General features: G+C 69.9%; 7 protein-coding genes. 3 read left to right on the plus strand and 4 right to left on the minus strand.

Annotated features, from left to right (window positions below; translation table 11 throughout):
* Position 1 precedes the first annotated feature (1 nt).
* Positions 2 to 1,336, plus strand: coding sequence for an ATP-binding protein (locus FUT87_RS11540; RefSeq protein WP_255511779.1), 1,335 nt, complete (start codon positions 2 to 4; stop codon positions 1,334 to 1,336).
* Between the two features lie 453 nt (positions 1,337 to 1,789).
* On the opposite strand, the gene FUT87_RS11545 is transcribed toward FUT87_RS11540, so the two are convergent.
* Positions 1,790 to 2,383 (minus strand): TetR/AcrR family transcriptional regulator, encoded by a 594-nt coding sequence (locus tag FUT87_RS11545; RefSeq protein WP_147241109.1) that lies wholly within the window; start codon positions 2,381 to 2,383, stop codon positions 1,790 to 1,792.
* A 92-nt stretch (positions 2,384 to 2,475) separates the two neighbouring features.
* Between FUT87_RS11545 and FUT87_RS11550 the strand changes: the two genes are divergently transcribed.
* The gene (locus FUT87_RS11550) at positions 2,476 to 2,943 is read left to right on the plus strand and encodes a nuclear transport factor 2 family protein (protein ID WP_091721049.1); all 468 of its coding nucleotides are present in this window, start codon (positions 2,476 to 2,478) and stop codon (positions 2,941 to 2,943) included.
* A gap of 42 nt (positions 2,944 to 2,985) precedes the next feature.
* Here FUT87_RS11550 and FUT87_RS11555 read toward each other — a convergent pair whose 3' ends face one another.
* The gene (locus FUT87_RS11555) at positions 2,986 to 3,309 is read right to left on the minus strand and encodes an AraC family transcriptional regulator (RefSeq protein WP_186830489.1); all 324 of its coding nucleotides are present in this window, start codon (positions 3,307 to 3,309) and stop codon (positions 2,986 to 2,988) included.
* Between the two features lie 93 nt (positions 3,310 to 3,402).
* A complete protein-coding gene (locus FUT87_RS11560; protein WP_186830490.1) occupies positions 3,403 to 3,903 on the minus strand; it encodes an AraC family ligand binding domain-containing protein in 501 nt (166 codons plus the stop codon).
* Positions 3,904 to 4,027: 124 nt separating this feature from the next.
* Here FUT87_RS11560 and pobA point away from each other — a divergent pair, with 124 nt between their 5' ends.
* The gene (pobA, locus tag FUT87_RS11565; protein WP_147240759.1) at positions 4,028 to 5,200 is read left to right on the plus strand and encodes a 4-hydroxybenzoate 3-monooxygenase; all 1,173 of its coding nucleotides are present in this window, start codon (positions 4,028 to 4,030) and stop codon (positions 5,198 to 5,200) included.
* Positions 5,201 to 5,223: 23 nt separating this feature from the next.
* Here pobA and FUT87_RS11570 read toward each other — a convergent pair whose 3' ends face one another.
* Complete coding sequence (locus FUT87_RS11570) at positions 5,224 to 6,249, minus strand: NUDIX domain-containing protein (RefSeq protein WP_147240757.1); 1,026 nt, start codon at positions 6,247 to 6,249, stop codon at positions 5,224 to 5,226.
* Positions 6,250 to 6,393 lie beyond the last annotated feature (144 nt).

Raw genomic sequence — 6,393 nt, forward strand, 5'->3', positions numbered from 1 at the left:
GTTGGGCATCGCGATCGCGCAGGCGCTGGCCTACGTCGCGATCCGGCAGGAGCGCTCGATGGCGCTGCGCTCGCTGATGATGTCGGGCATCGAGCGCGACATCGCCACCGGCGTCGCCGTCCTCGACCGCCTCCCGCCCGCCGAGCGCGCCACCTGGCTGAACCGCCTGGAGCGGCCCAACTTCCGCTTCGCGCTCGCCGACGAGATCGATGCGCAGGCGGGACCGGTCGATCACACCGAATTCAGCGGCGCGTTCGTCGACGCGTTGACGCAGGCGTTGCGGCCCTTCCGCATCGAGCGCGTCGCGCAGGTCGGCGCGCGGCGCTATCAGCTGCTGGTCCGCCTGGGCGACGGCACCGCCGTCACCGTGCATGCACGCCGCGTCGACATGCCCATCCCCGAGTGGGTCACCTGGGTGCTGGTGGCGCAGTTGGTGGTGTTGACCTTCTGCACCTGGATGGCGGTGCGGCTGGTGACGCGACCGCTGAACGCGCTCGCGACCGCGGCCGACGATCTCGGCCCGGACCTCACGCCGCGCCTGATCGCCGAGGACGGCCCGGCCGAGGTGGCCCATGCCGCGCGCGCCTTCAACGCGATGCAGCAGCGCATCGCCGGCTACACCGCCGAGCGGGTGGAGATCCTGGCGGCGATCTCGCACGACCTGCAGACGCCGATCACGCGGATGCGGCTGCGGGCGGACCTGATGGCCGACGAGGCGCTGCGCGACAAGTTCCGGCAGGACCTCGACGCGATGCACGCGCTGGTCCGTGAAGGCGTGACCTACGCGCGGACGCTGCACGGGACTTCCGAGCCGACCGCGCGCCTGGACACCGACGCATTGCTGGCGAGCATCGTCGGTGACTACGAAGACGCCGGCGAATCCGTGACGCTCGACGGCGCGGCGGGCGCGCCCATCGTGGCGCCGCCGCAGGCGCTCAAGCGCATCCTCGTCAACCTGATCGACAACGCCCTGGCCTTCGGCGGCGCGGCGGAGATCCAGGTCCGGCGCGACGACGCGCAAGACCCGGCCCCGCGCTTGACGATCGCCGTGCTGGACCGGGGGCCCGGCATCCCGGAGGACCAACTGGGCGAGGTCTTCAAACCCTTCCACCGGCTGGAAACCTCCCGCAATCGCGAGACCGGCGGCACCGGGCTCGGGCTGGCCATCGCCCAGCAACTCGCCACCGCGATGGGGGGACACCTCTCCCTCCATAACCGCCCGGGTGGGGGCCTGGAGGCCAGGCTGAGCCTCCCCGCCTCGCCGCCGACGGCACTGTCCACGACTTCTGTGGACAAGTCTGTTGGCTCAACGGGCAGGGATGGTGCAAGCCGTTGATTCATCACGGAATTCATTGCACTGCCGCGAAATGAGGCAGTGATCCGAATGAGCCATACGGAACGACCTGCGACGGTGCTGCGGCTATCCCCGCGCGCTGTGGACAAGCCTGTTGGCTGCCGCTGCAGGAGCGACGCAAGCTCTTGTCATGCCAGGGAAATTCTTGCTTCGCCTTAAAAACAGGCAGGCCTGCGAGCGGGGCGATTGACGAGCGTCAGGCCTTGACGGCCGGGCCGGGAACCTTGAGCAAGCCACGTTCCCGTCCTGGAGTTGCTCACAGTGCCCACCGGTTGTGCACCGGCGGCTCAGTCTGTCCACGGCCGCTGTGGACAACTCTGTTGGCTGCCCGCGCACGGATGTCGCAAGTGCTTGTCACGGCAAGGAAATGATTGCGGTGCTGCGGAATGAGGCAGCCTCCACGACGGTGGCATCGGACGCGCGTCTCCCCGCTCGTCAGGCGGTATCGCCGGTCAGCGACTCGACGATCAGCTGCAGGCCCTTCAGCGCCGGCGCGGGATCGTCCGCGAACTGCGCCTGCACGATCGCGCCATCGACGGCCAGGGCAAGCGCGGCCGCCAGCTTCCGGCGTTGCCGCGAAGCGGGCAAGCGCCCGGCGATCGCGTCCGTCATGTCCTGCTTGTGGCGCCGCGTGATCTCGACCACCTCGGGCAGCGCGGGTCCCATCTCGCCCACCCCGTTGAGGAAGGCGCAGCCGCGGTAGTCGCCCAGGGCCTCGCCACGGAACCATTCACCCATCGTCGGCACCAGCGCGAGCGCGCCCGGGTGCCTGTCGCCGTGGCGAGCGAGCGCCTCGCTGAACCACGCCATCCAGCGCGCGTGCCGCATGTCGAGGTAGGCCACGATCAGGTCGTTCTTGCTGGGGAAGTGCCGATAGAAGGTGACCTTGGTGACGCCGGACGCGGCGATCACGCGGTCAATGCCGGTCGCGCGGATGCCCTCGCCATAGAACAGGTCGTGGGCGGTGCGCAGGATGCGATCGCGGGCGGGCAGCTCGCCGATGTCCACGCTGCCATCGATGTCGTTCATGCGGCTATTGTAGACAGACCTGTCTACCTTCGACAGAATGACGGCGTAGACAGATCTGTCTACCTGATGTCTCCCAATGAAAGGCCAACGACATGGACTCCCGCCCGCCCCTGCCCCCGTTCACCCGCGACACCGCGATCCAGAAGATCCGCCTGGCGGAGGACGCCTGGAACAGCCGCGACCCGGCGCGCATCGTGCTGGCTTACAGCCCGGACACGCAGTGGCGCAATCGCGCGGAGTTCCCGCGCGGTCGCGCGCAGGCGCAGGCCTTCCTGGAGCGCAAGTGGACGCGTGAACTGGACTACCGCCTGATCAAGGAACTGTGGGCCTTCGAGGGCCACCGCATCGCCGTCCGATTCGCCTACGAATGGCGTGACGACGCTGGCAACTGGTTCCGCAGCCACGGCAACGAGAACTGGGAATTCGACGCGCAAGGGCTGATGACCCACCGCCACGCCAGCATCAACGATCAGCCGATCCAGGCCGCGGACCGCAAGTTCTTCTGGCCGCAGGGCCGCCGCCCCGACGACCATCCCGGCCTGAGCGACCTGGGCCTGTGATCCACGGCGACGGCACGCGGCCATCATCAGCGGCCGCGGCCGTCAGCGTCCGCCGCCGTGCTCGCGCCATTCGGTCGGCGCGCGCCCGGTGTGCTTCAGGAAGAAGCGCGTGAAGTAGGCCGGATCGGCGAAGCCCAGGCCGTCGGCGATCTGTCGGACCATCAGGTTGGTGTAGCCCAGCTCGCGCTTGGCCTCCAGCAGCACGCGCTGGTGCAGGACGGCGAGCGCCGAGCAGTGCAGATGGCGACGACACAGGCGGTTCAGCTGCGTCGGCGTGATGCCCAGCGGCGCCGCCAGCTCGGCCACCGGCGGCTGACGCCGGTAGTGACGCTCAACCTGCTCGCGATAGCGGGCCAGGTGCTGCAAGGCGCGGCCCTCGCCGGCCGCGACGGTGGCGATGATCGCCCAGCCATCCCCCGTGCCGGAAGTGACCCGCCCACCCGACGGAGAGGGACACCCCTACACTGCCCGCCCATGACCCCCGGCGTAGTCTTCCCTCAGCCCATGGCCGACCGCGAACAGCGCGCGCGTCACCGTCGCGCCGCGTTCCAGCGGCACCAACCGCGGCTCGGCGAGGCTCTCCAGCAAGTCCGGCAGGTGATCGAGCAAGTCCCGCAGCCGGCCCTGGTCCAGCGTCACGACCAGCCCTTCCGTCTCCGGTGCGAAGCGGAAGCCGTGCACCGCCAGCGCCGGCACCCACACCAGCGCGGGCGCACGCAGTTCGCGCTCGTCCTCGTCCATGCGGACCACGACCCGGCCGCGCTCGATCAGCAGCAGCTGCACCAGCGCGCCATGCCGATGCGGCTGGATTTCCCAATTGTGCAAGCGGCTGCGCTCGGCGATCGATTCGAGGTGCAGCCCGTCCAGGGCGGGCGCTTGTCCTTCCTCGCCGTAGAGGGAATACACCGGCGTCGCGCCGGCGCGTGATCGGGAAGAGGACTTCGGGCGCGATTCGGGCATAGGTTCGGATTGTGCAAGCGCGCGTCGGCGCCGTCCATTCACCGCGGATCGTCCGCGCCGTAGGCTGCGCCCATCGGAGACAACACCACGCGCCTCGCCAGAAGGCCGGATTGCCATGAAGACCTTGCGAACCCAGGTGCTGATCGTCGGCGCCGGACCCTCGGGCCTGCTGCTGGGCCAGTTGCTGCACCGCGCCGGCATCGACACGCTGATCGTCGAGCGCCAGACCGCCGACCACGTGCTCTCGCGCATCCGGGCCGGCGTGCTGGAGCAAGGCACCGCCGACCTGATGGACGACGCCGGCGTCGGCGCCCGCATGCATGCCGAGGGGCTGGTCCACGACGGCTTCGAGCTGGCGGTCGGCGGCGTGCGGCACCGCATCGACCTGCGCCAGCTCACCGGCGGGCATGGGGTGCTGGTCTATGGCCAGACCGAGGTCACCCGCGACCTCATGGCCGCGCGCGACGCCGCCGGGCTGCCCACGCTGTACGAGGCGGCCGAGGTCCGCATCGACGGCTTCCACACCGCGACGCCCCGCGGGCGATGCACGGTGCGCGGCGAGGCGGTCGAGATCCATGCCGATTTCATCGCCGGTTGCGACGGCTTCCACGGCGTGTGCCGCGCGAGCGTCCCGCCGGACGCGATCCGCCTTTACGAGAAGGTCTATCCCTTCGGCTGGCTGGGCCTGCTCAGCGACACGCCGCCGGTGGCCGACGAACTGATCTACAGCCGCCATGCGCGCGGCTTCAGCCTGTGCAGCATGCGCTCGCCGACCCGCAGCCGCTATTACCTGCAGGTGCCGCTGGGCGAGCGCGTGGAGGACTGGACCGATGCCCGCTTCTGGGACGAGCTGCGTCTGCGGCTGGATCCCGAGGCGGCAGCTGGGCTGGTGACCGGTCCGTCGCTTGAGAAGAGCATCGCGCCGCTGCGCAGCTTCGTTGCCGAGCCGATGCGCTTCGGCCGCCTGTTCCTGGCCGGCGACGCGGCCCACATCGTGCCGCCGACCGGCGCGAAGGGACTGAACCTCGCGGCCTCCGACGTCCGCTACCTGTCGCAGGCCCTGATCGAGCACTACCGCGAGCGCAGCGATGCCGGACTGGACCACTACTCCGCCCGCTGCCTGGCCCGCGTGTGGAAGGCCGAGCGCTTCTCCTGGTGGCTGACCAGCCTGATGCACAACTTCGACCAGGAACCGGCCTTCCAGGCCAAGCTGCAGGAGGCGGAGCTGGACTACGTCCTCGGGTCGGAGGCGGCCCGGCGCGTGCTGGCCGAGAACTACATCGGCCTGCCGTTCTGACCCACGCTCCGGGCAGTCCCCGATCAGTCCTCGATCAAGCCGAGGAAGTGATCGAGGATCACGAAGTGGTCCTCGAACAAGCGCGACTCCATCGCCGCCAACTCATCGCGATGGAACCAGCGCGCCTCCTTCACGTCGTCGCAGCCGACGACCTCCGGCAGCGTGCCCATGGCCGGGAACTTGAAGTGGTGGGCCATCGTGATCAGCCGGCCGCGCGCGCTGCGCAGTGGGTCCTCGAAGGTGGCGACCCCGTGCAGCGCCGCGAGGATGGAGGCCGGCAGCAAGGGGAAGCGCGTCTCCTCGATCAGCTCGCGGATCGCGCAGGCCACCAGCTTCTCGCCGCGGTCGAGGTGGCCGCCGGGCACGGCCCAGAGGTCCTCGCCGAAGGGGCCCTTGCGCCGCACCAGCAGCACATGGTCGCCAACGGTCACCACCGCGTCGCCGGTCATGTACGCGACCGCGGTGTACTTCTTCCGATAGCTCGCCACGGCCGCATGCTCGGCCTTGCGCCGCGCGTATTCGGGCAGGCGGCTCCAGGCCTGCAGCCACGCGCGCACCGGCGCGCTGACGTAGGGCGTCATGACGGTCAGTGCCGCGTCCGGGTCCTCGGCCTCGAAGAACACCTGCCGCATCGCCGTGGCGTCGACATCGGCCAGGCGGTCCACCAGCTGCTGCCGCCAGCGCGGGAAATTGTTCAGGTAGTAGCTGGTGTGGTCCTTGCGATGGCCCACCAGCACGATGTCGGCCTCCTCGCCCGCCAGCGCCCGCACGCCCAGGGTCACGGCGGCGTTCCAGCGCCGGTCGTCGAAGTAGTCGCGCACCGGCAGCACGTGCAGCCGTTGTCGCTGCGCCTCGCTCAGGTTGGCCAGCAGCATCTGGCGGCGCTCCTCGTGCACGAAGGGATTGCGCGGGTCACGCGCCTTGTACGAGGAGCCCAGCACCGCGATCACCTCGTCTGCCAGACCAAAGGCCGCCTGGAACAGCGCCTCCTGCCCCTGGTGCACCAGCTGCCAACGGCCCACCACCACGGCGACGGTCTTGCGGGTCATGCCTTGTCCTTTCCCTGGGATTCGACGCGCGCCGATGCGGTCATCGGCGCTTCGGTTCAATAGTGCCGCGCCGCGATCGGCAACTGCCGGCCGCTGCCGAAGGCCCGGGCGCGCAGCCGCACGATCGGCGGCGCCTGGCGGCGC

The organism is Mitsuaria sp. TWR114 (assembly GCF_007997345.1).

Coding starts and splice junctions, on each gene's coding strand:
- FUT87_RS11550 (WP_091721049.1), top strand. CDS start 2,476: ATGGACTCCCGCCCGCCCCTGCCCCCGTTCACCCGCGACACCGCGATC.
- FUT87_RS11545 (WP_147241109.1), bottom strand. CDS start 2,383: ATGAACGACATCGATGGCAGCGTGGACATCGGCGAGCTGCCCGCCCGC.
- FUT87_RS11560 (WP_186830490.1), bottom strand. CDS start 3,903: ATGCCCGAATCGCGCCCGAAGTCCTCTTCCCGATCACGCGCCGGCGCG.
- FUT87_RS11570 (WP_147240757.1), bottom strand. CDS start 6,249: ATGACCCGCAAGACCGTCGCCGTGGTGGTGGGCCGTTGGCAGCTGGTG.